We start from the raw sequence: 26015 nt of genomic DNA, 5'->3' as shown, positions 1-26015 counted from the left end.
CTTACGGAAGCTCGATTTGTTTATTTTCCTTTGATTCCTTATACAATACGATCGTATTTCCGATCGTCTGCACCAATTGTGAGCGGCTGCCTTTCACAAGGGCTTCTGCGACATCGTTTTTATCGTCTTCGCAGTTTTGAAGCACGCTGACTTTAATCAGCTCTCTTGCTTCTAAAGCCTCGGCAATCTGTTTCACCATGTTTTCGTTGACTCCGCCTTTTCCCACTTGAAAAATAGGCGTTAAATGATGCGCTTTTGAACGCAAAAACCGTTTTTGTTTTCCTGTTAACATTGTGTTCCTCCTAGTTTTCCTTCAACAATTGCTCTCATTAAGCCGCTGTCAGGCTCTTGTTCCGTCCACAGCTTGAAAGACAGTGCAGCCTGCTCCACAAACATGCCGACACCGTCAAGGGTTGTTAAACCTTTTTTTTCAGCTTCTTTTAAGAACGCCGTTTGAATCGGGTTGTATACGATATCACAAACGATGGCGCCCGTTTTGGCCCGTTCCAATGAGAGCGGCACGGCATCCGTTTTCGGATACATGCCGACAGATGTTGTATGAATAATGACGTCATATTGTTCAAGCTGATTTTCAGCTTCTTTTAAAGTAAGGGCGCGTTTCTGCTGAAAAGAGGGAGCAGCCGCAATCAGACTTTCCGCTTTTTCCGGCGTGCGGTTGCAAACGTCAAATTGTTTCGGCTCTCTGCGGACGATTGTCGTAAAGATCGCTCTTGCCGCCCCTCCCGCCCCAATCATGAGGATAGAGAGCTCTGATATCGGTTTGTCCAATACTTTGACTAAGGATTTATAAAACCCATCTCCGTCAGTATTATACCCGATGAGCCTGTCTCCCTCTCTTTTGACGGTATTTACGGCCCCGAGTACTTTCGCGCTTTCATGTATTTCATCCAGATGCTCCATGATCGCGACTTTATGCGGGACTGTGACGTTCACTCCGCAGATGCCAAGCGCCTTGATTCCGTTAACGGCGTCCTTGAGATGACGAGGTTCCACCTGAAACGCAAAATACTGCCCGTTGATGTTCTTATCTTGCAAAGCCGCGTTATGAATATCGGGTGACATTGAATGCCCGATCGGATTTCCGATTACTCCGTACAATTGTTTCATGCTCCCTCTCCCCTTCTCTCTATATTAATGAACGGCGGACAAATACGTGTACGCCTTTCGGAGCGTATGCCGTTATTTTTTTATCTGCTTGCTGCACCGTGACCCAGCCGAGTCCGGAAAAAACGATATCCGTCTTTCCTTCTTTAATCGTAAACGTGTGGGCCGTAAGCTCCGGAAATTCATCCAAATGATCTTTTCCGGGCGGGGTAAGCAGTTCTCCCGCATGCTTTTCGTATAAGGCATCAGCATTTTCAAGCTTTGTTCTGTGAATCATCAATTCATTCGGCATATAGCAGACAAACGCCGTTTTATCGCCTGATACATAGTCAAACCGGGCAAGCCCGCCGAAATAAAGCGTTTGTTTTTCATTCAGCTGAAAAGTGCGCGGCTTCAGTTCTTTTTTCGGTGTCAGCACCTTTAAGTCACGCTTGTCCACGTAATGCGCCATCTGGTGATGGTTAATGATTCCCGGCGTATCATAAAGCGCAGATCCGTCATCAAGCGGGATTTCAATCGCATCAAGCGTCGTGCCCGGAAATTGAGAGGTGGTAATAATATTCTCTTCCCCTGAGACCTCTTTAATAATCCGGTTGATAAATGTGGATTTGCCGACATTGGTACAGCCCACCACATACACATCGCGCCCTTCGCGGTAATGTTCAATGGCGTCAATGACTTCCTTCATCCCTTGTCCGCGGGAAGCGCTGATTAAAAAGACATCAAGGGGTTTTAAGCCGTATTCTTTCGCTTCGCGTTTCATCCATTGGACGAGCCGTTCCCGCTTTACGGATTTCGGCAGGATATCGGCCTTATTACCGACAAGAATGATCGGATTACCGCCGACAAAGCGGTTCAGCCCGTTTATCCAGCTTCCGTTAAAATCAAAAATATCAACGACTTTGACAATTAGAGAGTCAGTATCGCCGATTGTGTGCAAGATATTTAAAAAGTCATCATCCGTTAATGAAACATCTTGAATTTCATTGTAATTTTTCAGTCTGAAGCAGCGCTGACAAATGACATTCTCCTTCGTGAGCGATGCCTTTGGCGCGTATCCGAGACCTTGTTTATCCTCGGTCTGGATCGTTACTCCGCAGCCGATGCAAACAACCTTTTCCATTCCTAATCCTCCCACTGAATATGGCCTTTACGTTTCAAAGAACTCAATATTCTCCGTTCAATCCGGCGGTTAAAGCGCGTCATGACTCCGTCAGAGGAAGCGACAGGCACGACGAGGATCGTATGATACCCGTTTCTGTTTCCGCCGAGAACATCAGTAAGCAGCTGATCGCCGATGACCACACAGTCTTCTTTTTTCAGATCCATGCTGTTGACAGCTCTTTTAAAGGCGCGCCCCATCGGTTTTCTTGCCTTATAAATAAACGGTATGCCAAGCGGCTCCGAGAATAATTTCACTCTTCGTTCATTATTATTGGAGACGATCGTGACTTTAATGCCGTGCTCCTTCATTTCTTCAAACCACTCGATTAATCGAGGTGTCGCACTCGGTCTGTCCCACTCCACAAGCGTGTTGTCAAGGTCTGTAATAATCCCTTTCACATTGCGTTCCTTGAGCTTTTCCGGTGTGATATGAAATATATTTTTCACAAATTCGTCAGGTAAAAAAAACTTTTTTAACAAAACCCGCACCCTTCCTTTTCTTTCTATCATCTATATGTCGAAACCTGTCAGATTTAAAAACAAAGTCGGACTCAGTAAAAAAATTTCGACAAAAATTGGGTTTCTTCACCAGTTGTGGATAAAATTACACACATTATCCACTCTTATTACATCCGGATTTATCCAGATTATAAACAAGATACTAACAAGTTATCCACTTACGAGTGTGGATAACAGAACGATTGTTCTTATTTGTATTTCATGGTAGATTAAAGATAACCTCACCATGATTGAAACGCAACCTTCCATCATATGCTTGCGTCTGATGATTGATTACAATTGTAAGGAGGTGCCACTCCCATTAATTGGGTCCCCGGCATGAGAAAGCTTTCTGATGAATTACTAATAGAATCTTATTTCAAAGCCAATGAAATGAATTTGAGCCGTGAATTTATCGAGTTAATTGAAAACGAAATCAAAAGAAGATCGCTCGGACACATTATTTCCGTTTCTTCTTAAACAGAAAAAAATTCCCGGGCGAATTTCCTTTTTTTACTCAGATGACTGATATTATATCACTTCGGTTATGCGCATTACTACCACTTTCAACAAAAAACACCCCTAAAATAGAGGTGTTTAAGAGGACGGCTGCTATATATTGAACCAATACAGACCGCCCAGGATGAGAATGACGACGAGCAGCACAACAAAAAATGCGTACCAGTACCCCGCATTCACCCGAGGAGGCGGGCATACAGGATATTGCGGAGGGAAACCGCGGTTCATAGCAATCGCCTCCAAAAGATGTTTTTTCTACAGCCTATGAAGCAGAAGCAAAACGGTTTAGGCAGCTGACGGCGTCAGCGTTCCAAAACCCGCCCATTTTTTATGCCTTCAATTAAGATTCTGGCGCCTTTTGGCGTCATATGATTTCCGGAGGGATCTATCAGTCCGGATTGGATCAGCGCCCGGTCTGTATCTTTGCCGCCGTCCGCGCGTATAAAGTGTTTCCAGTTATCCACCAGCGGCACTTTCAACTCAGCTGCAACCTGCCTCGTAACGCCGTTATAGGAATTATGCCATTTTCTCGCGCCGCCTTTTTCTTTAAAGGCTGAGGCTTTATATCTCGAATAGTAATAGAGATGATGCGTTCCGTTTCCTTCTATAACCGGGATGCACGTCATTAAAATCGGCTTTATGCCGTGATTTCTGCTTTCGTTTATGAAATAAGTCAGGTTTTCTTTAAACCGTTTCTTTGATACTCGCGGCTGATCTCCCGTCAAAATGCCCGCATCATTTGTTCCGAACATGATAAATAAATATTGGGGCTTACGCTCCAGCACATCGCTTTGAAAGCGCAGGCGCGCATCCTCAGTCGTCTGGCCGCCTATTCCCGCATTTATAACCGTAAGACGGCCGCGTTCCGCTGTTTTTAAAATATTTACCCACTGCTGCGCCTTCGGATAATCACGATAATCCCAGTTGGAACCGCGCGTATTGCTGTCGCCGAACGCGACAACACTTTTCTCTTTGCCCGCAGCGCATCCTGATAACAGACAGGTTATCGTAATAAAAAGAACAGCAAACTTCATTTTCTCTCCCCCCAAACCTTACCTCCTATGGTACACATCTCTTTGGCGGCTTTCAACGCGGCGCTCTCTTTACTGGATATGAAAAGGACCGGAATCCTGTCCGATCAAATCCGAAACCTTAACAAACGTGTAGCCCTGCTTTTTCAGCTGGGGAATGATTTCTTTCAAAGCCTCAACCGTCTGGCGCCGGTTTCCTCCGCCGTCATGCAGAAGAACGATATCTCCATCTCTGGCATGTGAAACAACGTGCCTGACGATTTTTCCTTTTCCGGGCCTTTTCCAGTCTCTCGGATCTTGGTTCCATGACCACATGATGATATGATAGCCCTCTTTTAAGAGGCTTTTGAAAGCCGTATGATTCAGCGACCCTCCCGGCGGGCGGAATAACTTGTCCCCTTCCGGCTGCAGCGATCTGATATGATGCGCGGAGCTGTGAAGCTCTTGTAAAATGTCTTTGCGTTTTAAACGGTGAAAATAAACATGGTTCATCGTATGGTTGCCGATTTCATGCCCTTCTTCAACGATGCGTTTTGCCGTTACGGGGTATTTGTCTATACGGCTCCCGATACAAAAAAAGGTTGCTTTAACATTGTGCTGTTTCAGCACGTCTAACACAGCCTCCGTATAGACAGGATGGGGGCCGTCATCGAAGGTTAAAGATAGCTTCTTTTTTTCAGACCTTATATCCCAGTACACGTTTCCCGTCTTCTCCATGTCACTTCTTTTTAAAGATTTCGCATCGGCGGACACGGCAGTGAGACCCGTGAGGACGCATATCATGATGATCAGATGAAAGCATCTCAACGTTTACACCTCCAGTAAACACTACTGTTAACGTGTCCCCTTTTGTATAAAATCATTCTCTGCATCAAATGATGCACATCACCCGCTTCCCGCCTGTTTTTGTCCAAACCCGGCTGCCAGTCGTTTCTCATCAAACGGCAAATGCTGATAAACAAGTACGCTTATCGGACAGCTTATTTTAATAGAAGGAGATAGATTTGTGCTGTATACTAATTGAAAAGAGGTGAACGTACAGATGATAAAAAAGGGATTCAGTCTTGCCGTCATCATTGCTGTCGTGATGATCGGCTTTATGCAAAAAGACGTCTGGCTCAGCATGATTCGCGCGGGCGGCATGTACGCCGTGCTTATGAGTATCCTTCTGGTCGCAGCTGACGTATTTTTTCCGATCGTTCCATTCGCCATTATCGCGGCCTTAAACGGAGCGGTTTTCGGGATTGTAAACGGAGTGTGGATTACATTGTCAGGCGCAATGCTCGGAACAATGGCATTGTTTTTTCTCGTCCGGTACGGATTCAGAGACTGGGCCAGAAAAAAACTGGTGGCTTACCCGGCCGCGGCTCAATATGAAGGTTCATTTCATCAGCACGCGTTTACGGCGGTGCTTTTCGGGCGGCTCATTCCGATTATACCGTCGCTTGCCATGAATACCGTCTGCGGGCTGAGTAATATACGATGGCCGATCTTTTTTTCTGCGTCGGTGCTCGGCAAAATTCCGAACATTGTGATCGTGACCGTCGCAGGCGCTTCATTTACAAGCAACAAACTGCTGTCTTTCGGGATTTACGGAATGTATATGCTCGTCTTAATGGCGGTCATTTATAAGAAGTTTCCCGGTCTTTTAAAAACAACGAAAAAATGAAGCGCGTACCGCCTCCTATTCCGGCGGTACGGCTCCTCTCATTCTGAGAACTTTTCCGTTTAATTCTAAATTGATGCAGCTTCGTTCCGCGTTCTCTTTGCTGCTCAGTAAAGGTGCACATAACCGATTTTTTGGCTGCGGTAAAAGTTGATGGAAGCTTCAAGCTGTCCGATCGGCTGCCCGTTATGAAGAAGCAGCTTAAAATTGTCGGGTGAGCATTAGATTTGGGATGACAGCCACCTGAGATACTCATCCTCACGAAATGAAACGGCCGTCTCTTTATGTTTCTTTAAATTGATCCGCTTGAAACACATCGGGAGTCCTCCTGTTTGAGGCCGCAAATAAGAACGAGCATAAAACGGCTGCCAACGCCAGCATAACAGCAGCCCCTGCGATGACGATGACGCGGACGGAAGAACCGACAGCCGCCGCTCCGAAAACCGCCGTTACCAATATAATGAAGACGGCTTCGACTAATGAATAAAAGCTCCCCACTCTCCCCATGATGTCCACCGGAACATTCTTTTGATAAAACGTCAGAAAGCCTGTATTGGCAAACGCCAGAAAAAAAGCGAGAAGGAAAAATCCGAAAGCAGCCGTCCAAAAAACGTCAGAAAACGCATAAATCATATATCCGGCCGCTGTGAATAAAGAGCCCATTCCCATCAATAAAGAAGCCGGCATTTTTTTATTTAAGATTACATTGACAAGCGCCCCCGCAATAATGCCTGCCCCTGAGACACTGACGAGAAAACCGTAATCGGCATCAGTCAGCTGAAGAACTTCTTTTGCAAAAGCGGCTTCAAGCGAATCAAGCGCGGATAGCATAACAGTCATGACCAGACTGAATAAAAAATAAATGATCATGACGTTTCGCGCCGTTCGGCTGAAGCGATAGACGAGCTTCCAATCTTCTTTGTACACTGCCAAAGAAAGCTTCCGTGCGGGAGAATGTACGTGGGGCTCATTTTCAAGGCTCGGCAGCATCATCGTGATGAAACCGGACAGCACTAAAGCCGCCGCATTCACCCAAATCGCAAAAATCGGCGTGCCGGCGATAAAAAAGCAGCCCGGCCGCAGCCGGCCCGAGGAGAAAAGCCCCTGATTCCGACAAAGCCCTTAGTGAATTGAATCGTTTTCTCCTTTCAGCCGGAATAAGCATCGTCACATACGCCATGGAACACGGACGAAACATCGTATTGGCCATTTGAATCAAAAACACGATACAATAAATGAAAAATAAAGACCTTACAGTAAACATCAGCGGCAGAACGGCAATGAATGCAGCCCGGATGAAATCAAGCGACATCATCATATTCCGTTTGTTACACCTGTCGATGATGCTGCCCGCCCACCCATTTGTCATCAAAACAGCCGCAGGCCTGATTAAATAAAGGATGGAAACCGCAAAAGCAGACCCCGTTTCTTTTAAAACAATAAGATTAAGAGACAAAAAATAAATCCATTCACCAATATTTGCTATCCCGATTCCGGTTAACAGAAGCATCGGGTACCGCCAAGACTTCAGGTTTTTCATCTTATCCCTCCCTTAGAAATAAAAAACGCCCTCAAGACAATAAAGTCTTGAGGACGGGAAACAGCCCGCTATGCCACCTCAATTCGGTTTGGTGCCGGCCTTGCCGGGTACAAAGCTTACTCGGTAACAGGAGTATCCGCCGCATCATCCTCGTTTTTCATGATTCCGATGCGAAGCTAAGAGGTTTGTTTCAACACATCCATTCATACTCCTTCACAGCTCCCGGAGCTCTCTGTCATGAATGATATCTGTCTACTCGTCTCTTCAGCGCTTTTCGTTATATTCTTTTCACCCTTACTTTTTTTAACAATATACAGGCTCAATCAGCAAAAATCAAGAGGCTGTAAGAAATAATACCTGCCTTTGATTAATTTCCCTGTACAGACACAAACAGCCTGACTGCCACATACAGTTACATATAGGCTTTTGCCTACATAACTTTGTGGAGGTGAGGATGGTGACAGGTGTTTTTGCAGCGCTCGGGTTTATTGTGAAAGAACTCGTGTTTTTAGTATCATACGTGAAAAATAATGCCTTTCCACAACCGCTCTCAAATAGTGAGGAGAAAAAATACTTAGACCTTATGGCTGAAGGCGATGAACATGCCCGCAACATGCTGATCGAACACAATCTCCGTTTAGTCGCCCATATTGTGAAAAAATTCGAAAATACGGGAGAGGACGCAGAAGATCTGATCTCCATCGGTACAATCGGGCTGATCAAAGGAATTGAAAGCTATTCAGCCGGAAAAGGCACGAAGCTTGCCACATATGCCGCACGATGTATTGAAAATGAGATTTTAATGCATCTGCGCGCATTGAAAAAAACGAAAAAAGACGTCTCCCTTCATGATCCGATCGGCCAGGATAAAGAAGGGAATGAAATAAGCCTGATCGATGTCCTCAAGTCGGAAAGCGAAGATGTGATCGACACCATTCAGCTCAACATGGAACTTGAAAAGGTCAAAAAATATATCGATATTTTAGACGATCGCGAAAAAGAAGTCATCGTCGGCCGCTTCGGGCTTGATCTAAAAAAAGAAAAAACGCAGCGCGAGATCGCAAAGGAGCTCGGCATTTCAAGGAGTTACGTGTCGCGGATTGAAAAACGCGCATTGATGAAGATGTTTCATGAGTTTTACCGGGCGGAAAAGGAGAAGCGGAAGAAGAAAGGAAAGTGAGCGAAAAGCCGGATCTGACACTCCGGCTTTTTCTACTTTATCTTTTTCAATCATGACTATGAACAGAATATGCGTAGCGCTCAGTTTGAAGGGATAAATATACAAACTGTTTAATCGCGTCAAGGCCTGTGATGAATTCATTTGTGATACGGCCATTTTCAAAATCTATTTTGTAGGTTTGAGAGGTCCCTATGACTTCGCTGTCATCTTCAATATCATCAAATTCAATTTCTGAGGAAAGGGTCATGATAAGATCACTCCTATAACGTTCCTCCATTTATTGATTGAATGAACCATAATAAAAACCGCTCCTAAAGAGCGGTTTTAAAATATAAGAAATAATCATTCTAAGAAGAAATCGAAAGGGATTTATTTACTGCTTTTTGAGCATGGATTAAAGTCGTATCAAATAATGGCACTTTTGAATCCTCTGCCTTTACTAATAGTCCAATTTCAGTGCATCCAAGAATGATTCCTTCTGCTCCTCTATTTACCAAATTATTTATGATCTTCTTATAAATGTTTTTGGAAGACTGTTTAATTTCACCCAGACACAGTTCTTGATAAATAATATTATTTATTAATTCCCTTTCATCATCATCAGGAACAATGACATTAATATCATGAGACGCAATACGTGATTTATAAAAATCTTGTTCCATCGTATATTTAGTACCAAGCAATCCTATTGAGCGAATGTCTTGTCTAATAATTTGTTCTGCAGTTGCATCGGCAATATGCAAAATAGGTATAGTGATCATTTCTTGGATATATCCAAGAACTTTATGCATAGTATTTGTACATATTACAATAAAATCTGCACCTGCTTTTTCTAATGATCTTGCAACTTGACCTAAAGCTTCACCTGCTTTATCCCAAGCTCCTATGGATTGATAATGTTCAATTTCCTTAAAATCAACACTGTATAAAAGGCATTTTGCCGAGTGAAGCCCTCCTAACTTCTTTTTTATTTCTTCATTGATAATTCGATAATACTCAGCTGAAGATTCCCAACTCATTCCGCCAATAAGACCAATAGTTTTCATAACCCACCTCGGATGAAATTTTCAAAATATTATAGTTATTCTATAGCATAGATTAGGTCTTTACAATTATTTATTTTTTCAGGATTACTATTATTAAATTTTATCGAGAATAAAAAAAGATTGCCCGCCTTTTAAGGAGACAACCATCAAATTTTCACCCATTTTCAGTTCTTCATCTTCTCCAGAGCGCAACCGTTTAGGAATAATAATCAAATCAGCAGGTATTATTAATTTGTCATTTTCATTAAGCCTTATTTCAATAGATGAAACGGAAATCACTTCAGCCGGCATAATATCCACCGGTGACTCAGATCCAATAAAGTCAGAATATAGAAAAAGAGATGTGACAGTTATGAAAATCATTTTTCTCATTCGTTACTGCATTTTGGTATCAAATGACTTGACTTATAAGTCCTTAACTTGCGTCTTCTCTCAAACGATTCAACGCCGGACGCTCTAAAAACTCCTCAGAAAATCTTTCACAGGCATACTTCAGTCCCTGCTTTCTATATGCAGACCTCGATCTGGCTGCCGATGCTTGAGCCCTTGTTCCTCGGTTGATAACCTTACAGCTAATGGCTATCATCCTGAATCTTCTTCCTATACAGTTTTATTAAATAATGATAGAAATCGTTATGCATTTGCCAGTTTGCGGCTCTCGAAGATTATCACCTTCTTTAAATGCATCACCCCTTTGGTTATACTACGTAATAACTGTTTGTCCTACTGAGGTGATTTTCAACGGTGGAAAAAAGAAAAACTAGTTACTGATTAGTAACTAGTTTTTATCTTAAAAGATTCAAATATTAGGTTTCGGATTTTCTGGTTTAACCATCTCATCACATTGTTCTTCCGTTAATAATGTAAGCTGCACGCAGTCTTTTTAGCATTAACCCTTCCTTATGAACAAACTTGGCATTTTCTAATAATTTTCATACCCGATAAGGTTCTAATTCCCTAAGTTTTCGTATCAATATCCTCTGTGTAATCCATGGAATTAACCTTTTAAGTTCATTAAACTTAACTGTTTTATTAGACAAAGCTTACAGATCGAATTTCATGGCGCCTATCGATTTTACAATTTCAGGATCTCGGTGCGACCCGAAAAGACTTTCTCCTTTATCAAGGGTGGAAATCTTTTCGATATCCTCTAAGCTCAACTCAAAATCAAAAATGTCAAAGTTTTCGACAATCCGTTCTTTGCGCACCGATTTTGGAATCGTAACGACTTCACGCTGAACAAGCCAACGCAGCACGACCTGGGCGACGGATTTATTGTGTTTTTCCGCAATGGAAGTCAACACGCCGTTGCTGAACATGTTATTGCGCCCTTCAGCGAACGGTGCCCATGACTCGTGTTGAACTCCCTGCTCTTTCATAAAAGCAGCACTTTCTTTTTGCTGGCAGAATGGATGCGTTTCGACTTGATTGACGGCTGGCACGATTTCATTATGCATGATCAGATCCATTAGACGGTCGGGATGGAAGTTGCTGACTCCGATTGCCCTGATTCTTCCTTCGCGGTACAGATCCTCCATCGCGCGCCAAGCGCCGTAGTAATCGCCGTATGGCTGGTGAATAAGGTATAAATCAAGATAATCCAGCTGCAGCTTATTTAAAGATTTGGAAAATGCCGCCTTGGCACTTTCATAGCCGGCATCCTGAATCCAGAGCTTGGTCGTAATGAACAGCTCCTCACGCGGTACGCCGCTCCGCTTGATTGCACGTCCGACTGCCTCCTCATTTAGGTAGCCGGAAGCAGTGTCAATCAGGCGATAACCGGCCATCAGTGCTTCATATACTGCGTTTTCACAATCTTGAGCATCGGGGACTTGGTATACACCGAAGCCGATAATTGGCATTTTCACTCCGTTGTTTAATGTTACGGTTTGCATTGTAATTCCTCCTATTGTTCAAATGTAGAACGACAAACGGCACGCATCCCGAAAATCGGGCACTGCAGAATGAATTCCGCTGCGGCTGGTTTGCGTTATAATAAGCTTATTACCTTCGTGCAACACGAAGGCAAGCACTTTTTTAAAAAATTTTTAAAGGAGGATTACACATGCATACAGTCAAAGAAGCAGCGATGATAACCGGACTCACTGAGCATGCGGTGCGCTTTTACACGGATAAAGGCCTGGTGCCGAGCGTACAGCGCAATAAAAACAATATCCGTTTGTTCGATGAAGAATCAATTAACTGGCTGTTTGGCGTCAAATGCCTCAGGCAATCCGGAATGCCGATTGAAGACATTAAAACGTACGTGAATCTCTGTCTCGAAGGAGATTCGACCATCCCACAACGGTACACACTCATGATGGAGCATAAAGAAGAAGCACTCGCTCAGCTCGAAGAAGCCAAACAGCACATTGCCCATTTGGAACAAAAAACCGCCCTATATCAGGCCATTGTGGAGCACCGCTCTCCTGATACAACTAATCCCGCCAACTGGGAAAAAATACAGCATATGCATAGTGACGTATTTTACTCGCCCACTGTCCGGTAGATGTGAAAGATATTTATGAGCACATCAATGGATCTTAAACTCCTAAATTGGAATCCATATTGAATAGGCTAAGTTTGATGACATGTTATGAGCGATTAAATTTGTTTATATACGGCTATAAGGCTGCAAGTCCTTAAGGTTACTTTCTATTAATTAGAAATTAATAGAAGTCGCATCTGTATGCGACTTCTTGTTCGATGTTGTTTTCAAGTGTGTCAGAGGTAATGTTAACTTCAGCAATTACTTCTTTTGTGCTTAAGTTAGCTGTGCTAATTGATGGAACAGACTTTTGATCCTTAGTCAGCGCAACTCTTAAAATCGTTGGCGTATCTTGAACCATTCGAATAAAAGTTGAAGCTTGAATAGGCTTGCCATCAAAAGGATCGGCTTCTCGCGCGCTTGGTTTTCTGTATTTTCTTTGCTCGAAGGCTCGGAATCGATAATTTCTGAATTGTCTGCTTCATTAATAACTGCTTTTTTGAAAGAATCCCCCACTTGCTCAAAACTGCTTTTCATACAGTCTTAAGAGCCATCGCATCACAGTCATTTTTCCATCCAACATCAGACTTACTGAATTTCTTTTTGTGCTTTTCTACTTGTGCCTTTGTCCAGTACACTGTTTTTCGGAAGCCATTTATCAACTCACAATAAGCTGCATAACCAATCACTACGTCTGAATTCACACTTTTCAAAATCAATCTCGATCTCCTCAGTCAGCGGATTCCGCTTCTCCAATTCGCCTTCATGAATCGGTATGCAATTGATGGACTTATATTGGCCTGTTCGCAAAGCAAGCTGTATGTACCCTTTGTATCCTAGCTGGAATTGAGCCTTTCCTCCATAAGGAACTATCCAGGCATACCCTAAGTTTTTATCTATAGGCAGGTCGAGTGTCTGCCACCATTGCAGATGAGATGGCACTCATAAGATCTGTTTTCTGCAGCATCTGCTCGCTGTTATCAAGACTTAAGATAGAAGCAGTAAACTGTGCAGCCCTCTTTCCTGACACTTCCTCAAATCGCTTAATAAGGGGTGGTGGAAGAAAGCTAGCCTTTCATGATCGCTCCTTGCTGTTTCACAGGAACGCTTTTCATACATCATAATAAAACCTTATTAAAACTTTACAAGACAAGCTGAATTGACTATAGTCTAATTAGACTAAAATATTGATGTAAAGAAGTGAAAAATTAGATGATAAAGTCTTTTATAATGTTGGGGCAGTCGAATATGGCGGGCCGTGGATTTTTGAATGAAGTAGACCCTATCTATAATGAAAAAATTAAAATGCTACGCAATGGACAATGGCAGATGATGACAGAGCCGATTAATTACGACCGTCCGGTTTCCGGCGTTGGCCTGGCGGCATCTTTTGCAGATGCATGGTCGAAAGCTCATCCCGATGAAGAAATTGGCTTGATCCCGTGTGCGGAAGGCGGCAGTTCATTGAATGACTGGCATCCGGAAGGCATCCTTTTTCAGCATGCTTTGTCCGAAGCCCGCTTCGCCCTCCGTTCCAGTCAAATTTGCGGGATCCTTTGGCACCAAGGTGAGAGTGACAGTTATCGTTCGCTGCATGAAACTTATTACGAGAAATTAACTCTTATCATTGAGACGCTAAGAAACGAGTTGAAACTTGATGAGGTACCGTTGATTATTGGAGGGCTTGGTGACTTTCTTGGGAAGACCGGTTTTGGACAGCACGCCACTGAATTTCGACAAGTTAATGAACAATTGCTGCGTTTTGCTAATGAACAACAGAATTGTTATTTTGTTACTGCAGCAGGTTTGACTGCGAATCCTGATGGCATTCATTTAGACGCAGCTTCACAACGTAAATTCGGTTACCGCTATTTCGAGGCTTTTTCGAAAAAGCACCATATCCTGAAACCCATTTCGGGAGAGGAGCAATCACTGAAAGTGAAGGGTGACTATTCTAAAACAGAACAGATTTACCTTCATAGTATGGATTTGGCTTCGGGTGAAATCACGTACGCGGAATTTGAGGCGCGGATGGCGAAGGTGATGAAACCATAATTCCCTTACTTATCCTTGGCTTGCTCATTCAAAACCCCGGAGCTCACGGCTATGAACTTCTGGCCTTAATGGAAAAACGTCATTACAAATACATTGTTAACTTCACGAAAGGTTCATTTTATTACAATCTGCAGCAACTTGAAGAAAAGTGTTTGATTGAACAGATTCAGCAGAAACCCTCAACCAGCGGGCGTGAAATCCGTAACTTTAAAGTCACAGATTCGGGAAGGGCAGAATTCGAAAAATTAATGATCAAATACGGCACCAAATCGGAATATGTGAACCTGCAATTTTATGGCGCGTTACTCTTTGCCGATGAATTCGACAAAAATAAATTACTGGATCTGATCCAATCACAAATCGATCAGACTAAAACTCGAATCGAGCTCCTTGATGAATACCTGTCCATCACTCAAGAAATTCCCGGCACAATCAATTACTTTCGCCGTATGAATGAAAATTCCCGTTCACATCACTTGGTTAATTTAGAGTGGTTCGAAAAATTGAAAGCAGAAATAGAGTGAACTATTGCATAATAAAATTTCGCATCGTCGGCATTAAAAAAAAGAGTCCCTATTTTGTTCAAAGGCGTGAATCCTGACATTGCATCGATGTGGGAAAGTTTAGATGAAGCAGCAATCAATCAACTAAAAGAGCTTTCTAATGCAACGCCTGCAGGACTCATCAGTGCATCCACGAACTTTTCTGAAGGCCGGACAGAGGAAAACGGAGAGCTTGATCACTATATTGGCGCAGCCACAACGAAACATTGCCCAAATCACCTATCACAGCTTGAAATCCCTGCCTCAACATGGGCTGTATTCGAAGCAGCCGGATCATTTCCGGATGCACTGCAGGAAGTATGGGGGCGGATTTATTCCGAATGGTTTCCATCGTCACATTATGAACAAATTGAAGGCCCAGAAATCCTGTGGAACGAGCATAAGGATGTAACATCGCCGTCTTTTAAAAGTGAAATTTGGATACCCATTTCAAAAAAGGAATATATCTGACAATGAAATTAGAGGAATTAAAGGTTTTAAGGAAGGGGTCTTATCCCTTCCTCTTTATGTCACTAACCCGATCTGCGGCAATATTGATGCCACTAATCTTTGAATTGAGTTTTTTAATGAGCAGAGCCGATCTTACTGAAAATATAAATTGAGGTGTATTGCGTTTTGATGATCTGCTTCTCACTTCTTATTTTCCGCCTTAACATCCGATCATTTCTGCAATTCTTCTGCAAAGTCTGACGTTGATGATTGACCGCCAAGTCTCCCGTTTTGATTCCTGCCTTCACGGTTTCCCGAAGTGAGTTCTCTATTAATTCCGCCGCTTCTTTCCGAGAATAAATCACTTCACAACAGACAAACTGATAGCGGTATAAAAAAACAGCTCCGTTAAAATGGACGGAACTGTCTTTGGCTTTTGGATTTTGCAGTTATCTCCATCCGTTAGTTTAATTAGAATTCAGATAATCCAAGACACGATCAACTCTTTCATTGACTGAGTAATCTCCTTCAATTTTTAACAATGGACAAGATAAATCCGCCATCCAATGTTCGTGTAAAGCTTTGCTTCTAACTTCCATTCCGGCATGATCATATAAAGAAGCCCACTCTAAAAATGTTTTTGATTGTTCATATTTACTGCCGCCGGCTAACACTTCGTTTCCATAACGCTGAAATTCCCTATGCCTTAATCTCTCAAGCCGTATATCCTGCGGAATCCATAAGAAGATGACAAGGTCAAAATAACTTTTTAGATCATCGCCCCAGCGGCACACTGCGCCAGAAAGAATCCATTTCTCATTTATTGTCAAGTCTTTTTTAAGCAACTTTCTTCTTTCAGGGATTTCTCTTTTTTTAATGAATTTATCTGTCCAATAGTAATCATCAGTATCAAGATGCGTATGCGGCAAATGCTTTGATAATGCAACACCCAATGTTGACGTTCCGACACCAGAGGCTCCCAATATGTGAATCTTATTTTTCATACTTCCCCCTCCTTATGAAGCAACCAAACTCCCTGTTGCATAAGATACTTACTATTATTTTGACATAAATCCCTAAAGACCTTTACTTTGCCAGGGGAATCCAGATGCGGTTAAAACCATACCGCTTACGAACTTCATAGTCATTTTCAAACAGTGATTAACTTTCTCTCCGGCCTATTTTAATATCCTCATACACTTTTTCAAAAGTCTCGATTGGCAGTGAAAACTTGGTTGTTTTCTCGTTGCGGTAATTGATTACGATCTCAATTTGATTATTTTTTTGTTCAGACTCAATAAGTGCATTCTCCCATTTATCTCTGATTGAAATGATACAATTTTCCATTTTTCTTTTCCTTTTTCTTATAAATGTAATTCACTTTAACTCCCCTTTCATTGATCGGCAAAAGGTTCCGTAATAAGGAAGCTCCTCAAAAAAAAGGATCAAAACTTTTATCAAGTTTGATCCTTTTCCCTTTTTAGTCATTTCTTCGCGAACGTTTATAGACATTCATGGTTACCAGCCAGCTCATAACAACGATTCCTGTAAAAAGAATGAGCATATTACTGTACAAATAAGCGGAATGATCATCGTTAACAGGCAGCAGCCTTTGATTCAGCAAGCTGATCGATAATAAACCGCCTGCAATCGAAATACCCGTTCCCTCTGATAAAAAGCTCGTAAAATTAAGCAGACTCATTCCGGCGCCGGCTTCCTTTTGTTTCAAACTGCCAGACACAATTGTAGATATAACCGTTTTTGTGAAGGAGAGCCCCCCCAAACACAAAAACGATTATGACGGTCATAAGCCAAGGTGCCGCATCTATGAAAAAGGCAGCGATTAAAAAGCTGGAAGACATCAATACAATCCCAATGGTCAGCACACACAAAGAACCTTTCCGATCAACAAGCAATCCTCCAATGTAACCGAAGATGATGACGCTCATCGTCCCGGGGAACATAATCCCGCTTCCAATTGCCGCAGTACTTAAATGGTGAACATCTTTCATCATATAAGGAACCATAGACACAAATCCTGCAGCAGTGCCGAATATCAGGCCTCCGCTAAGGACGCCCGTCATAAACAAAACATTTTTCCCCAGTGCAGGGTCAACAAAGGGATCTTGAGTTTTCCTAATATGTTTCACAAATATCAGGAAAGCCAGAATACTGATGATCAGAAAAGACATTCTATATGACGTTGTAAACAGCAGAAAAAATACGGTGCCTGCAGACATTAATATAATCCCCGTCATATCAAAGCGCCCGCTGATTCTTTCTTCCTTTTCCAGCAGTTTCATCAGGAATGGAACGGTGATAACTGTTGCTGTCGGAATAAGCAGCAAATATGACCAGTGAATATAATGAGCGATCATTCCGCCAATAGCTGGTCCGACACCTTCCCCCATTGCCACCAGCGACCCGATCAGACCAAATGCTTTACCCCTGTTTTCTTTCGGAATATAGCGTACTACTGCAACCATCACAAGAGCCGGGAATGCGGCTGCACCAGCCCCTTGAATAAATCGGGCCAGAATGAGTACAGGAAAGAAAGAGTGTCCGACAAATCCAATGATCGATCCGAAGCCATTTACCATAATTCCAAATAGGAGCAGTTTTTTGATGCCCAGCTGATCTGATAACTTCCCATACAGAGCAGTTCCGATGGAAAATGTTAACATAAAAGCCGTGTTCACCCAGTTTGCACTCGCTGGCAGTTTATGAAAATCGTTAGCGATATCAGGTAGCGAGACGTTCAAAACCATTTCATTTAATACGCTGAAAAATGACAAAACACAAAGCCAAATGAACACTTGGTTGTGCCGTAAAGCTGACTGTGAATAAGGCGTATTCACAAATTTCCCTCCATTAATGAGGGCAGACGCAGTTTATAGGGCCATTGATACGCTTCCCTCTTTTAATTGTACCCTGTTCATTTTTTTGCACTTCATACATAACTCCCCCTGCATTGATTGATATACCTTATTATAAATCCTCAAGCCGATGTTTTGAATACTTTGCGGCACACACCCGCTAAATGACGAAACATCAAATACTGTATATTTAAAATTTACAGTACCAAAAAACCGCAATCTCATTTGCTGTTGAAAAATTGGAATAAAGCATTGTATCGACCGCTCCTATGACAAAGTTATTTTTGGCATAAAAATGACAAGCTGAAACATTAATATCTTGTGTTTCAAGCATAAGACCGCATAAATGATTCTCCTTTGCCCACTCAATCGCTTTATGTAATAAAGCCGTCCCGACACCATTTTTTCTATAATCTTTTGCAACGGCAATGTCTTCAATCAGTGCGTATCCATTCCAATTAGAACGAAGCTTACTCCGGCCGACACAGTCGTTCTCTGCGTAATAAAAAAAGACAACTTTATCCTCTTCTTCAGCATAACTGACATCAATGTCTTCATCGTCATATTTTTTGACATAAGGTTCAGCAAATTTCTCCTCTGTATATGTCCAAACATTGTTTTCAAATGAAGGGATGATTCTCCCTGAAACAACGAAAGGTTCGTTTGGTTTATTGAAGTCTTTCATATTGAATTGAGTCATTTTAGTTATCATCATAATCGCCTTTCTGCAGTTATTGAACTCACTTTACACCTTTTGAACTGTTGATTCGTCTGCATGTCACGAAGACTAATACAAAAAAGATACCAACATTGATTGGTATCATCTATTCGTTCGAGCCCTTACAACAACATCCTATTTCGGAGCTTCCAAACCAAATGTTGTCCATTCCTCTTTTGCCGGACCATAAATACCCGGAACAGGTAAACCTGCTTGTCTCATAAGGACAGTCATTTGTCCTCGATGATGGTTTTGATGTTGAATTAAAAACATCAAAAGTGAACCATTCGGCAATTGCTGACCAATAAAGTTGACACATTCTTGAAGTGTATCGTCAGTCCATTGCGTTTTTAACGCCTGCACAAATGCATTACTGGCTTGATGATAACTCTCAGCAATAAACCGCGCCGATGCAGGAACAGGATAATCTTCAGCCGGAGCGTGGAACGTTAAATCTGTGTTCGAGGTAATGATATGAATGGCCGCGACAGTATGCCATGCAATACGGCCTAAAGTCCAATGTTGTGAAGTGATTTCTTGTTTAAGTGATTCATCAGTCAGATGATTCAGCAGTTTTTGTGTCGCATCGGCTTCGAATTCCCAAGATTTCAAAAAATGGTCTAAGGTTTGAAACATAAAAATCCTCCTTATCCTTTTTTGTAATTCTATGTATCTGCAGTTCAATTATAGTGCTCCGTTTAGTTAAAAAAGAACAAAACGATAGACAGACAATACAATAACAGACAAAATATAAGAACAAACAGATCACTCTATACTTCCTTTTCTTCAATCGGCAAAAAAGGATAGCTGTTCAAACAGGATTCTTCAGTGTCTAATATTTTCGCTTTACAAAAGTCCATACCGTCTTAGTGATTGAACCGGAGATAAAACAGCTCCCCGTCATCATAGCCACCCAAATGAAAAATGTCGGTTCGGCACCTATTACAATAAACATAAATATCAAGGACAAAATGAATACAATAACAACCATCATCCATACTTTTTTGAAGATGAAATATCCTAAAATCCCTAACAGAAAAGAAGCTGCCGGAAGAAAAATGAGAATGATATACGCGGGACTCAACAGCGGGCTAATACAAACACCTCCCAATTTCAAAACGAGGAAGTTCCTACTTTTTGTCTGATATCAAATGATATGAAGTGATTTATTTCATCTTGATATTACGCCGTTTCATTCATTTTATACATATTATACCAATACAATTGGGTCAAATATAGATATTTATTCATTTTTAACATATTTTCGGAAAATCAGGAGTGATTTAAAGTCGGAGGATAGCCCGCTTTTTCTTTTCCTAGTAAGCCCTGCCGCATTGGCTTTAGCCGATCTGCTTTCTCATTGTTTTTGCAGCGCTAATATTCTCATAATCGTGTGCATGACGCTGCTTTCGTCATTTGATTTGATGACAAAGTGCGCCGCATCTTTTATTTCGTCAATGGCGTTCTTAACCGCAAAGCTGTAGGATGCCGCTTCCATCAATTCTTTGTCATTGCGGCCGTCTCCGAATGCCATTGTTTCATCAGCCGAAACCCCTAATAATCGCTGCAGTTCTTGTACTGTTGATCCTTTATGTATTCCGATATTTGATATGTCCATCCAGGTATCTTCTGATGCTACGATATATAATTGGTGAAAAAATTCATGCAGCTTTTCTCTCGTTTCCGGACAGTTGGCGTCGGGGTCATGAACCGTAATCTTGATAAAATCGTCTTTTATCTTAGTAAAATCAGTTATTTTCGTTACATGTGCATAAGAGGCATTTACATATTTCATTTCACTTTCAGACAGATTTTCTTTTACGATCGCGCCTTTTTTTGTGCACGCGATAATGGTGTGCCCGCAGCTGATTTTTTCTAAAGCGCCTATAATTGACAGTCCGGCTTTATTGCTGATCAAAGATTCATATACGAATTTGCCGTTCTTTTTCATACGTGCGGCACTGTCTCCTAAAATCCAAAAATCTTTCGCGTCTTCTCCGAATAAGGCTTCCACCCTTTCACACTGTTTCCCGGTGCAGATGGCGAAAGCGACATGCTGTTCCTCCATTACTCGTTTTGTCTTTTCAAATAACGTTCTGTCAAAATCGCCTTGATTATTTAAAAATGTGCCGTCTAAATCCGTAATCACTAATTTAATCATCGTTCAGCACCTCCGCAGTTAAAATGTCTTTTTTCAGACAAAGGGTTTTTCACATTTGAGAATGGAATCAATCGCGTTTAAGACCCCTTCCTCATTGTTTGATTGCGCGATATGCGCCGCGGCCTGTTTAATGCTTTCCTGCGCATTATCCATAGCGACTCCGTATTTCACGGCAGACACCATCTCCAAATCATTGCCGCTGTCTCCAAAGGCCGCGCATTCTTCATCATTTATCCCCCATTGTTTCTGGAGAAACTTAATCCCGCTTGCTTTATGAAGCCCCGGTATGATCAGATCTATGTCACCGTGCCCGCTTGATACAGGCGTGACGAAAGACCCGATGGCGTCTTTTAAATGCCTCAGAAGTGCGGAACAATGTTCGGCGGGAAAACTGATGGAAAATTTTAAAATGTCATCATCGATGTTTTCAAAATGCGGCACCCTTTTTAACACATAATAATACTTACTGGCATGCAGATATTCATCTTCACTGGCATTTTCATGAATATACGCGCTTTTTTTTCCGCAGACAATGACGTTTTTCACCTCATACTGCTCTAAAGCACGGATCACTGCTTTTATAGTGTCTTCAGACATGTTACCCGTGAATAATTCTTCTCCGGCATTCACGACGAAAGCGCCATTCTCGGCAACGAAAGCGATTTCACTTTTGATTTCCGGAAAGAAGGATGTAAGCTGCGCATATTGGTTTCCGCTTGCTACGGCAAATTTAATTCCCCGCGCTTTTAATTCACGATACTGATTCATAAAACGCTCTTCGTTATATGCCATTTCATCATTCAAAAACGTTCCGTCCATATCAACCGCTATCAGTTTGATACTCATATTGTCCTCCTTTTTTCGGCCGCTTTTGTCAGCAACCCTTGAAGAGATCATACATAAAGCGTATGAACGAATTATATCCGCAGTTGTTTTGCACCGTAAATCATTGGCTGACGTCTTGTTTTGAATGACACAAAAAGTGATTTGTCACATAAAAATAACACTATGTTTCTTTTAAAAATGATATGTTACGATGAGATGTACATTCACCATTCTCATAAAAAGGAGAATCCCCCTGCATGTTCACACACGAAATGATTGCTTATTTAACGAGCTTGAAACTTCTTTATACAACTACATCTCCCAAAACAGCGAGAAAGTCGTCTATATGCGAATCCGTGAATTGGCAAATGAAACCCATGTATCTACGGCTTCTATTTTACGTTTCTGCAAAAAAATAAACTGTGAAGGGTTTTCGGAGTTTAAGGTGAAGCTGAAAATGTATGCGGAGGCAAATAAAAAAACGATTTTAAAGAGTCCCCATCATTCCGTTGCCGAGTTTTTTGAAAGAACAGTAAGCGGAGGGATGGAAGAAAAGCTGAAGGAAGCAGCAGCCCTTGCAGCCGATGCAGAAAGCGTCATTTTTATCGGAGTGGGTAGTTCAGGAATTCTCGCCGAATACGGAGCCAGATATTTTTCGTGCTTAGGGAAACTTTCAATGTATATTAAAGATCCTTACTTTCCGGCCCATTCCCATTTCCGCCATAACAGCATCACGATCGCATTATCGGTTTCAGGTGAAGGAGATTCTACGGTGACTCATCTGAATCAGCTGAAACAAGAAGGAAGCCGGGTCATCAGTATTACAAATCATAAACATTCAACCATTGCCAAAATGTCTGATGTGAATATTTCATATTACGTGACGGAAGAATGGGTTGAAAATGCGAATATCACCACCCAAATCCCCGCTATGTACATACTTGAATCAATGGCTCGGGAGATATACAAATTGAGAGATTAAATTCAGGAACGGACCACGGAAATTTCGGCCTTTTTGTAAAAGTGATGAAAAACCCTTCTCTGCTGCCAGAGAAGGGTTTTGAAGATTACAGATGAGACACAATACACTTTGCATGGCCCGCCAGTTTATATTCTCCCAAACCGGAAGGCAGGAGAATGTGATCTCCTTTTCTAAAGGGATGTTCATGCCCGCCTGCAATTATTATTCCGTCTCCTTCGATCACGCTGACAAGAAGGAAGGGATGATTCTGGAATAAATTCGCTTCACCTTTTACATCCCACTTTTCGACTGAAAAATAAGGACATTCTATTAAAACAGCTGCCAGCAGATCATCTGTTTGTTTATATTGAACGGTCGGCCGTTCACGGACAGATGGAACGTCTGTCACTTCTATACTTTTTTCCAAATGGAGCTCGCGCAGCCTGCCGTCCGCATCTTTTCTTCCGTAATCATACAATCTGTAAGTCGTATCTGAATTTTGCTGCGTCTCTAAAATAAGTGTGCCCTTTCCAATCGCGTGAACGGTGCCGCTTGGGACAAAGAAGAAATCTCCCGGCTTTACCTTAACTCTGTTCAGAAGTCCGTCCCATTCTCCGCGCTCAATCATGGATATCAGTTCTTCTTTTGTTGTTGCGCTGTGGCCGAAAATGATCTCCGCATCTTTTTCACAATCAATGATATACCAGCATTCGGTTTTTCCAAGTTCCCCGTTTTCATGCATTTTGGCAAAGTCATCATTCGGATGCACCTGAACGGACAGATCTTGGTCCGCATCCAAAATTTTTGTAAGAAGAGGAAAACGGTCTCCTTCAAGGTTTCCGAATAAATCTCTGTGATGCTCCCACAATTCACCGAGCGTACATCCTTTATACATGCCGTTTCGAACTGTGCTCTGTCCATTTTGATGAGCGGCAAAGGCCCAGCACTCCCCTGTCCGCTCGGACGGAATATTATAGTGAAAATCACGCAGGGCGGCGCCTCCCCAAATTCTTTCTTTGAAAACCGGATTGAAAAATATCGGTTCAGTAGACATGATCATCCCCCGCTTTATTCGATTTCTTCCAGAAGCTCATACGCCTCTTCTTTTGTCTGAACGGAGAGCAGCCTTTCCCGATAGCTGTCATCCATCAGTTTTCGGGATAACATCTGTAATATTTTCAGATGCTGATTTCCGCCGCTTTCCTTCGGTACGGCAATCATAAAAATCAGTTTTGCATCAGAACCATCAAGGCTGTTCCAGTCAACACCCGAACGTCTTATTCCGAATGCGACACCCGGCGTTCTGACGGCATCAGACTTTCCGTGCGGAATGGCGATATTCATACCTATCGCCGTGGTTCCCTGCTGTTCACGGCTCAAAATGGCCTGTTTAAATCCGCTGTCAGACAGAAGCATACCTTTATGGGACAATTTCTCGATCATTTCATCGATAATGTCATCCCTCGTTTCGCCGGATAAATGCGGTTCAATCAAGTCCGTGCTGATAATGTCAGTCAGTTTTTTGATTTCGGTCATCCCGGCTTTTCGGCTGTCAGCCTGAGATGGTTCCTTTGTTTCTTTTGCCGCTGCAGCTTCATTTGGTGCGGCAGACGGCAGCACCTCACCGGGCGCGGGGGATTTCGCCATATCTTTCTTCAGTACATTAACCAACAGAGCGGTGACAAGAGAGCCTGCTGTTACAGCGATAAAAAACATCAATACATGATCTACTGCTCCAAGTACAGCAACGATGGGGCCGCCGTGTGCCACTCTGTCCCCCACATGGCCGATCATCGCTATCACCGAGCCGGTCATAGAACCCGCCATAATACTCGGGATCACACGAAGGGGATCTTGGGCCGCAAATGGAATGGCTCCTTCCGTGATACCGAAAAGGCCCATCGTAAATGACGCTTTTCCCATTTCTCTTTCTGCGGCGGCGAATTTTCTTTTTCCTAAAAACGTCGCAATCCCAAGCCCTATCGGCGGTATACAAATGGAAACGGCAATCGGGCCCATAATTTCATAATTTCCTTCTCCGATCATTGCCGATCCGAATAGAAAGGCCACCTTGTTTACGGGTCCTCCCATATCAAAGGAGATCATCGCTCCTAAAATCAATGCCAGGAGAATTGAGCTCGAGCCTTTCATTCCCGCAAGCCAAACCGTTAATGATGCGAAAATATGAGCGACGGGGGCGCCGATCAGAAATACAAACGCCAAACCGACGATCAGTGAGGCAAACACCGGAATAATAATGATCGGCATAATCGGCTGTATTGCTTTAGGAACTTTACATTTTTTGATTCCAAGCGCCGCATATCCCGCCAAAAATCCCGCAATGATTCCTCCAAGAAATCCTGCACCGCTTGCACTGTCGTAAAAGCTGCCGGATGCCGCAATATATCCGCCGATCATTCCGGGTACAAGACCCGGCTTATCGGCGATGCTGAACGCGATGTACCCAGCTAAAATCGGGATCATGAATGAAAAAGAAGCGCTGCCGATCTGTTCAATCGTTTTCCAAAAAGACTCATCCGGAATGACTAAGCCCTTTGGTGTTTTTTCTCCTCCAAGCGTCAATGCAACCGCTATCAATAATCCGCCGACGACAATGAAAGGAACCATAAAAGAAACGCCGTTCATTAAATGACGGTAAATCGGGTTTTGTTTTTTGCCCTGCTGACTTGCGGTTTGAGCTTTTGAAGCAGATTGATAGACCGGCACTTCACCGCTAAGCGCTTTTTGAATTAATTCTTCCGGTTTGCGGATGCCTTCCTGAACCCCGACGGCCAGCAGCTTTTTTCCCGCGAATCGGTCTTTGTTCACCGAACGGTCCGCCGCGATAATGATTGCGTCTGCTTCCCGGATTTCCTCTTCGGTCAGCCTATTTTCCACCCCGATTCCGCCCTGGGTTTCCACTTTGATCTCAACGCCTAATCTGCCGGCTGCTTTTTGTAAATTTTCAGCAGCCATATACGTATGGGCAATGCCGTTCGGACATGATGTAATCGCTAACAGTTTCATATAAATCCTCCTTTGCAGTCTGAATTTCAAGATCTTGTCTCAACTTTATACTGAAATCAGCCTGTGATAAGCGCGTTTTTTTACCATAAGTTCCGGAAATAACGGCATTTTTCCCTATAAACAGAAAAAAAGCAGGGAGCCAT

The 26015-nt window shown here is 42.6% G+C and carries 26 protein-coding genes and 9 pseudogenes; 8 read left to right on the top strand and 27 right to left on the bottom strand.

Annotated elements, in window-relative coordinates; all coding sequences use genetic code 11:
- Nucleotide 1 precedes the first annotated feature (1 nt).
- The 4 genes from yhbY to MJQ52_RS18795 are packed head-to-tail and all read right to left on the bottom strand — an operon-like array spanning nt 2 to nt 2769.
- Complete coding sequence (gene yhbY / locus MJQ52_RS18810; protein WP_003152858.1) at nt 2–292, bottom strand: ribosome assembly RNA-binding protein YhbY; 291 nt, start codon at nt 290–292, stop codon at nt 2–4.
- The gene (gene aroE, locus MJQ52_RS18805) at nt 286–1128 is read right to left on the bottom strand and encodes a shikimate dehydrogenase (protein WP_094247716.1); all 843 of its coding nucleotides are present in this window, start codon (nt 1126–1128) and stop codon (nt 286–288) included. The genes yhbY and aroE overlap by 7 nt, the downstream gene beginning before the upstream one ends.
- 19 nt (nt 1129–1147) lie before the next feature.
- Nucleotides 1148–2248, bottom strand: coding sequence for a ribosome biogenesis GTPase YqeH (gene yqeH, locus MJQ52_RS18800; RefSeq protein ID WP_014305454.1), 1101 nt, complete (start codon nt 2246–2248; stop codon nt 1148–1150).
- A 2-nt stretch (nt 2249–2250) separates the two neighbouring features.
- Nucleotides 2251–2769, bottom strand: coding sequence for a YqeG family HAD IIIA-type phosphatase (locus MJQ52_RS18795; RefSeq protein WP_094247715.1), 519 nt, complete (start codon nt 2767–2769; stop codon nt 2251–2253).
- 357 nt (nt 2770–3126) lie between these two features.
- Between MJQ52_RS18795 and MJQ52_RS18790 the strand changes: the two genes are divergently transcribed.
- Nucleotides 3127–3267 carry a sporulation histidine kinase inhibitor Sda gene (locus MJQ52_RS18790; protein ID WP_003152850.1) on the top strand — a complete coding sequence of 47 codons (141 nt, stop codon included), beginning with the start codon at nt 3127–3129 and terminating at the stop codon, nt 3265–3267.
- Between the two features lie 132 nt (nt 3268–3399).
- On the opposite strand, the gene MJQ52_RS18785 is transcribed toward MJQ52_RS18790, so the two are convergent.
- From MJQ52_RS18785 to MJQ52_RS18775, 3 genes are all read right to left on the bottom strand, one after another.
- Nucleotides 3400–3534, bottom strand: coding sequence for a hypothetical protein (locus tag MJQ52_RS18785; protein WP_258570278.1), 135 nt, complete (start codon nt 3532–3534; stop codon nt 3400–3402).
- Nucleotides 3535–3608: 74 nt separating this feature from the next.
- Nucleotides 3609–4340: an SGNH/GDSL hydrolase family protein gene (locus MJQ52_RS18780; protein ID WP_025649828.1), complete on the bottom strand. Its 732-nt coding sequence runs from the start codon at nt 4338–4340 to the stop codon at nt 3609–3611.
- Between the two features lie 69 nt (nt 4341–4409).
- Nucleotides 4410–5144 (bottom strand): polysaccharide deacetylase family protein, encoded by a 735-nt coding sequence (locus tag MJQ52_RS18775; protein ID WP_041481888.1) that lies wholly within the window; start codon nt 5142–5144, stop codon nt 4410–4412.
- Nucleotides 5145–5379: 235 nt separating this feature from the next.
- On the opposite strand from MJQ52_RS18775, the gene MJQ52_RS18770 reads away from it, so the two are divergent.
- Entirely contained in the window at nt 5380–6006 is a 627-nt protein-coding gene (locus MJQ52_RS18770) for a TVP38/TMEM64 family protein (protein ID WP_003152841.1), read from the top strand.
- Between the two features lie 279 nt (nt 6007–6285).
- Here the strand turns inward: MJQ52_RS18770 and MJQ52_RS18765 are convergent.
- Nucleotides 6286–7543: pseudogene (locus tag MJQ52_RS18765) on the bottom strand (MFS transporter).
- Nucleotides 7544–7997: 454 nt separating this feature from the next.
- On the opposite strand from MJQ52_RS18765, the gene sigK reads away from it, so the two are divergent.
- On the top strand, nt 7998–8723 hold the full coding sequence (sigK, locus tag MJQ52_RS18760; protein WP_020956104.1) for an RNA polymerase sporulation sigma factor SigK: 726 nt from the start codon (nt 7998–8000) through the stop codon (nt 8721–8723).
- A gap of 49 nt (nt 8724–8772) precedes the next feature.
- Here the strand turns inward: sigK and MJQ52_RS18755 are convergent.
- From MJQ52_RS18755 to MJQ52_RS18730, 6 genes and pseudogenes are all read right to left on the bottom strand, one after another.
- Nucleotides 8773–8970 (bottom strand): annotated as a pseudogene (locus tag MJQ52_RS18755) (DUF2634 domain-containing protein); the annotation flags it as partial.
- A gap of 100 nt (nt 8971–9070) precedes the next feature.
- The gene (locus tag MJQ52_RS18750) at nt 9071–9769 is read right to left on the bottom strand and encodes an aspartate/glutamate racemase family protein (RefSeq protein ID WP_052586312.1); all 699 of its coding nucleotides are present in this window, start codon (nt 9767–9769) and stop codon (nt 9071–9073) included.
- Between the two features lie 93 nt (nt 9770–9862).
- Nucleotides 9863–10132, bottom strand: a complete 270-nt coding sequence (locus MJQ52_RS18745) for a DUF2577 family protein (protein WP_094247930.1) — start codon at nt 10130–10132, stop codon at nt 9863–9865.
- 55 nt (nt 10133–10187) lie between these two features.
- A pseudogene (locus MJQ52_RS18740) lies at nt 10188–10305 on the bottom strand (hypothetical protein); the annotation flags it as partial.
- 396 nt (nt 10306–10701) lie between these two features.
- On the bottom strand, nt 10702–10809 hold the full coding sequence (locus MJQ52_RS18735) for a winged helix-turn-helix transcriptional regulator (protein ID WP_082181728.1): 108 nt from the start codon (nt 10807–10809) through the stop codon (nt 10702–10704).
- 3 nt (nt 10810–10812) lie between these two features.
- On the bottom strand, nt 10813–11664 hold the full coding sequence (locus MJQ52_RS18730; RefSeq protein WP_094247713.1) for an aldo/keto reductase: 852 nt from the start codon (nt 11662–11664) through the stop codon (nt 10813–10815).
- Between the two features lie 170 nt (nt 11665–11834).
- Between MJQ52_RS18730 and MJQ52_RS18725 the strand changes: the two genes are divergently transcribed.
- Nucleotides 11835–12278 (top strand): MerR family transcriptional regulator, encoded by a 444-nt coding sequence (locus tag MJQ52_RS18725; RefSeq protein ID WP_071391590.1) that lies wholly within the window; start codon nt 11835–11837, stop codon nt 12276–12278.
- 187 nt (nt 12279–12465) lie between these two features.
- On the opposite strand, the pseudogene MJQ52_RS18720 reads toward MJQ52_RS18725, so the two are convergent.
- Together MJQ52_RS18720 and MJQ52_RS18715 are read right to left on the bottom strand one after the other, a co-directional pair.
- Nucleotides 12466–12645: pseudogene (locus MJQ52_RS18720) on the bottom strand (phage major capsid protein); the annotation flags it as partial.
- Nucleotides 12640–13372, bottom strand: a pseudogene (locus MJQ52_RS18715) (recombinase RecT); the annotation flags it as partial. The pseudogenes MJQ52_RS18715 and MJQ52_RS18720, both read right to left, overlap by 6 nt.
- 97 nt (nt 13373–13469) lie before the next feature.
- Here MJQ52_RS18715 and MJQ52_RS18710 point away from each other — a divergent pair.
- The 3 genes and pseudogenes from MJQ52_RS18710 to MJQ52_RS18700 form a co-directional block, all read left to right on the top strand.
- A complete protein-coding gene (locus tag MJQ52_RS18710) occupies nt 13470–14312 on the top strand; it encodes a sialate O-acetylesterase (RefSeq protein ID WP_071391589.1) in 843 nt (280 codons plus the stop codon).
- On the top strand, nt 14309–14836 hold the full coding sequence (locus MJQ52_RS18705; RefSeq protein ID WP_065180886.1) for a PadR family transcriptional regulator: 528 nt from the start codon (nt 14309–14311) through the stop codon (nt 14834–14836). The genes MJQ52_RS18710 and MJQ52_RS18705 overlap by 4 nt, the downstream gene beginning before the upstream one ends.
- A gap of 17 nt (nt 14837–14853) precedes the next feature.
- Nucleotides 14854–15325, top strand: a pseudogene (locus tag MJQ52_RS18700) (GyrI-like domain-containing protein); the annotation flags it as partial.
- A gap of 446 nt (nt 15326–15771) precedes the next feature.
- On the opposite strand, the gene MJQ52_RS18695 reads toward MJQ52_RS18700, so the two are convergent.
- The 9 genes and pseudogenes from MJQ52_RS18695 to MJQ52_RS18655 all read right to left on the bottom strand — a co-directional run bounded on the left by MJQ52_RS18695 (nt 15772) and on the right by MJQ52_RS18655 (nt 21905).
- The gene (locus MJQ52_RS18695; protein WP_015387978.1) at nt 15772–16308 is read right to left on the bottom strand and encodes an ATP-binding protein; all 537 of its coding nucleotides are present in this window, start codon (nt 16306–16308) and stop codon (nt 15772–15774) included.
- Between the two features lie 157 nt (nt 16309–16465).
- Nucleotides 16466–16685 (bottom strand): annotated as a pseudogene (locus MJQ52_RS18690) (hypothetical protein).
- Nucleotides 16686–16784: 99 nt separating this feature from the next.
- Nucleotides 16785–18162, bottom strand: a pseudogene (gene tet, locus MJQ52_RS18685) (Tet(L)/Tet(K)/Tet(45) family tetracycline efflux MFS transporter).
- Between the two features lie 33 nt (nt 18163–18195).
- A complete protein-coding gene (locus tag MJQ52_RS18680; protein WP_134816631.1) occupies nt 18196–18258 on the bottom strand; it encodes a tetracycline resistance efflux system leader peptide in 63 nt (20 codons plus the stop codon).
- 112 nt (nt 18259–18370) lie between these two features.
- Entirely contained in the window at nt 18371–18892 is a 522-nt protein-coding gene (gene satA, locus MJQ52_RS18675) for a streptothricin N-acetyltransferase SatA (protein ID WP_052587356.1), read from the bottom strand.
- A gap of 141 nt (nt 18893–19033) precedes the next feature.
- A complete protein-coding gene (locus MJQ52_RS18670; RefSeq protein WP_003152812.1) occupies nt 19034–19534 on the bottom strand; it encodes a DinB family protein in 501 nt (166 codons plus the stop codon).
- 196 nt (nt 19535–19730) lie between these two features.
- The gene (locus tag MJQ52_RS18665; RefSeq protein ID WP_015387973.1) at nt 19731–19982 is read right to left on the bottom strand and encodes a DUF2651 family protein; all 252 of its coding nucleotides are present in this window, start codon (nt 19980–19982) and stop codon (nt 19731–19733) included.
- 273 nt (nt 19983–20255) lie between these two features.
- A complete protein-coding gene (locus MJQ52_RS18660; RefSeq protein WP_014305469.1) occupies nt 20256–21059 on the bottom strand; it encodes an HAD-IIB family hydrolase in 804 nt (267 codons plus the stop codon).
- 33 nt (nt 21060–21092) lie between these two features.
- Nucleotides 21093–21905, bottom strand: a complete 813-nt coding sequence (locus MJQ52_RS18655) for a Cof-type HAD-IIB family hydrolase (RefSeq protein ID WP_014305470.1) — start codon at nt 21903–21905, stop codon at nt 21093–21095.
- Nucleotides 21906–22141: 236 nt separating this feature from the next.
- Between MJQ52_RS18655 and MJQ52_RS18650 the strand changes: the two are divergent.
- Nucleotides 22142–22866 (top strand): annotated as a pseudogene (locus MJQ52_RS18650) (MurR/RpiR family transcriptional regulator).
- Nucleotides 22867–22951: 85 nt separating this feature from the next.
- Here MJQ52_RS18650 and manA read toward each other — a convergent pair.
- Together manA and MJQ52_RS18640 are read right to left on the bottom strand one after the other, a co-directional pair.
- Nucleotides 22952–23899: a mannose-6-phosphate isomerase, class I gene (gene manA / locus MJQ52_RS18645; RefSeq protein ID WP_044053484.1), complete on the bottom strand. Its 948-nt coding sequence runs from the start codon at nt 23897–23899 to the stop codon at nt 22952–22954.
- 14 nt (nt 23900–23913) lie between these two features.
- On the bottom strand, nt 23914–25872 hold the full coding sequence (locus tag MJQ52_RS18640) for a fructose-specific PTS transporter subunit EIIC (protein ID WP_094247711.1): 1959 nt from the start codon (nt 25870–25872) through the stop codon (nt 23914–23916).
- Between the last annotated feature and the right edge of the window lie 143 nt (nt 25873–26015).

The organism is Bacillus sp. jun7 (genome assembly GCF_051034795.1).
In the GTDB taxonomy this organism is placed as follows: Bacteria; Bacillota; Bacilli; order Bacillales; family Bacillaceae; genus Bacillus; species Bacillus velezensis.
Note: the sequence above shows the minus strand (reverse complement) of the source record. Positions and strands in the feature narration are given on the sequence as shown.

Coding starts and splice junctions, on each gene's coding strand:
- sigK (WP_020956104.1), top strand. CDS start 7,998: ATGGTGACAGGTGTTTTTGCAGCGCTCGGGTTTATTGTGAAAGAACTC.
- satA (WP_052587356.1), bottom strand. CDS start 18,892: ATGATAACTAAAATGACTCAATTCAATATGAAAGACTTCAATAAACCA.
- MJQ52_RS18670 (WP_003152812.1), bottom strand. CDS start 19,534: ATGTTTCAAACCTTAGACCATTTTTTGAAATCTTGGGAATTCGAAGCC.
- MJQ52_RS18745 (WP_094247930.1), bottom strand. CDS start 10,132: ATGATTTTCATAACTGTCACATCTCTTTTTCTATATTCTGACTTTATT.
- yhbY (WP_003152858.1), bottom strand. CDS start 292: ATGTTAACAGGAAAACAAAAACGGTTTTTGCGTTCAAAAGCGCATCAT.
- MJQ52_RS18655 (WP_014305470.1), bottom strand. CDS start 21,905: ATGAGTATCAAACTGATAGCGGTTGATATGGACGGAACGTTTTTGAAT.
- MJQ52_RS18770 (WP_003152841.1), top strand. CDS start 5,380: ATGATAAAAAAGGGATTCAGTCTTGCCGTCATCATTGCTGTCGTGATG.
- MJQ52_RS18790 (WP_003152850.1), top strand. CDS start 3,127: ATGAGAAAGCTTTCTGATGAATTACTAATAGAATCTTATTTCAAAGCC.
- MJQ52_RS18730 (WP_094247713.1), bottom strand. CDS start 11,664: ATGCAAACCGTAACATTAAACAACGGAGTGAAAATGCCAATTATCGGC.
- aroE (WP_094247716.1), bottom strand. CDS start 1,128: ATGAAACAATTGTACGGAGTAATCGGAAATCCGATCGGGCATTCAATG.
- MJQ52_RS18780 (WP_025649828.1), bottom strand. CDS start 4,340: ATGAAGTTTGCTGTTCTTTTTATTACGATAACCTGTCTGTTATCAGGA.
- MJQ52_RS18695 (WP_015387978.1), bottom strand. CDS start 16,308: ATGAAAAATAAGATTCACATATTGGGAGCCTCTGGTGTCGGAACGTCA.
- MJQ52_RS18750 (WP_052586312.1), bottom strand. CDS start 9,769: ATGAAAACTATTGGTCTTATTGGCGGAATGAGTTGGGAATCTTCAGCT.
- MJQ52_RS18640 (WP_094247711.1), bottom strand. CDS start 25,872: ATGAAACTGTTAGCGATTACATCATGTCCGAACGGCATTGCCCATACG.
- MJQ52_RS18660 (WP_014305469.1), bottom strand. CDS start 21,059: ATGATTAAATTAGTGATTACGGATTTAGACGGCACATTTTTAAATAAT.
- yqeH (WP_014305454.1), bottom strand. CDS start 2,248: ATGGAAAAGGTTGTTTGCATCGGCTGCGGAGTAACGATCCAGACCGAG.
- MJQ52_RS18785 (WP_258570278.1), bottom strand. CDS start 3,534: ATGAACCGCGGTTTCCCTCCGCAATATCCTGTATGCCCGCCTCCTCGG.
- MJQ52_RS18710 (WP_071391589.1), top strand. CDS start 13,470: ATGATAAAGTCTTTTATAATGTTGGGGCAGTCGAATATGGCGGGCCGT.
- MJQ52_RS18725 (WP_071391590.1), top strand. CDS start 11,835: ATGCATACAGTCAAAGAAGCAGCGATGATAACCGGACTCACTGAGCAT.
- manA (WP_044053484.1), bottom strand. CDS start 23,899: ATGTCTACTGAACCGATATTTTTCAATCCGGTTTTCAAAGAAAGAATT.